Source organism: Idiomarina sp. UBA4206 (genome assembly GCF_002383015.1).
GTDB lineage: Bacteria > Pseudomonadota > Gammaproteobacteria > Enterobacterales > Alteromonadaceae > Idiomarina > Idiomarina abyssalis.
Window position 1 is genome coordinate 1 of record NZ_DFTS01000071.1, and the last position, 1,454, is coordinate 1,454.

Annotated in this window: 1 protein-coding gene and 1 pseudogene; one reads left to right on the forward strand and one right to left on the reverse strand. The window is 48.4% G+C overall.

Going from position 1 to position 1,454, the window contains the following annotated elements; genetic code table 11:
* A pseudogene (locus B3180_RS13940) lies at nucleotides 1–811 on the reverse strand (phosphoribosylformylglycinamidine synthase); the annotation flags it as partial.
* 386 nt (nucleotides 812–1,197) lie between these two features.
* Here B3180_RS13940 and B3180_RS13945 point away from each other — a divergent pair.
* A partial coding sequence (locus B3180_RS13945) for a transcriptional activator RfaH (protein WP_286845106.1) occupies nucleotides 1,198–1,454 on the forward strand: 257 nt, incomplete at its 3' end.

Genomic DNA, 1,454 nt, shown 5'->3' on the forward strand with positions numbered 1-1,454 from the left:
TGTAGAAACGCCCGGCTTCATGGCCTTCCATAACAGCAGCGTTGTCTTTGTAGGCCGACAATACGTAGTCCGGTGTGGTTTCAAAGGTGTTTTTAATCATTTTGAACAGCGACTTAGGCTGTTCTGCGCCGTCTATGGTCCAGTCGGCGTTAAAAATCTTGTGGCGACAGTGCTCAGAGTTTGCCTGGGCAAACATATAAAGCTCAATGTCGTTCGGGTTACGATCCAGCTTGCGGAAATTTTCTACCAGATAATCAATTTCGTCATCGGCCAGTGCCAGACCTAAGCTGATATTTGCCTGTGCCAGAGCTTCACGGCCGCCTGCCAGAATATCCACCGAAGACAATGGCTGCGGTTCCTGCGAGCGGAATAGCTGCTGCGCGTCGTTCATATCGTACAAAACACTTTCGGTCATACGATCATGCAACAGTAACGCCGCTTGCTTCAGCTCTTCAGCCGACAAGTCACCCTGTAGATAGAAAGCCACACCACGCTCAACACGATGAATACTTTTCAAGCCACAGTTGTGGGCAATGTCAGTGGCCTTTGAAGCCCAGGGAGAAATAGTACCAATGCGGGGAGTAACCAATACCAGAGCACCTTGAGGCTCGTGTGCCGGCATTTCAGGGCCGTACTTCAGTAACTGAACCAATACGGAACGGTGTTCGTCGCTCAGTTCATGGTGCAAATCAACAAAGTGCTGATACTCGGCATAAAGCTCTTTGACAGGAATTCCTGCCTGTTTCAGTTGTTCAAGTTGCTTCGTTGTTTTGAAGGCTGATAAGGCAGGTGCACCGCGGTAGATTTCCACAAGCAAGGTCTCCAAAGCTGGGCGATTTTTGCTGGCAGATTATACAGTAGCCTGACATTTATGTCAGGTGGAATATCGAACCTGACGTAAACGCCGGGCTACTCGACTTTGGCTGTACCTTCGCGATTCACTATGCGAAACCACTTTTCGCGTCTATCGATGATACGTTGTCTGCGCTTACGGATAACAGCGCGGCGGCGGGAATTATTTTCACGTCTGAGGCGGTTGGCTCGCATAGACTTTGGCCTTTATTGCGTTGAAAGACCTGTTCAGCTTACCTTGCCGCCTCAGTTTTATGCAATGATTTTATGCAGGCTTATCGGCTTAATTTGCGTAACTCAACTGAATGTGGAAAGATCAGCCGCCTATCAGTAAAAGGACCTGTTATGAATGAACTCCAATCCGACGTTTGGTACATAGTAAGAACCAAGCCAAAGCAGGAAGAGCGCGCCATTTTAAACTTAGAAAACCAGGGGTTTGAGGTGTTTGCGCCGGAGTTAACAGTGAAGAAAGTGCGCAGAGGTGTGCGTACATCGGTGGTTGAGCGTATGTTTCCGGGCTATGTCTTTGTGAAACCCGATGACATTATCGAGCAATTTTACAAACTTCGCAGTACCTATGGTGTCGCCGGAGTATTACGTTA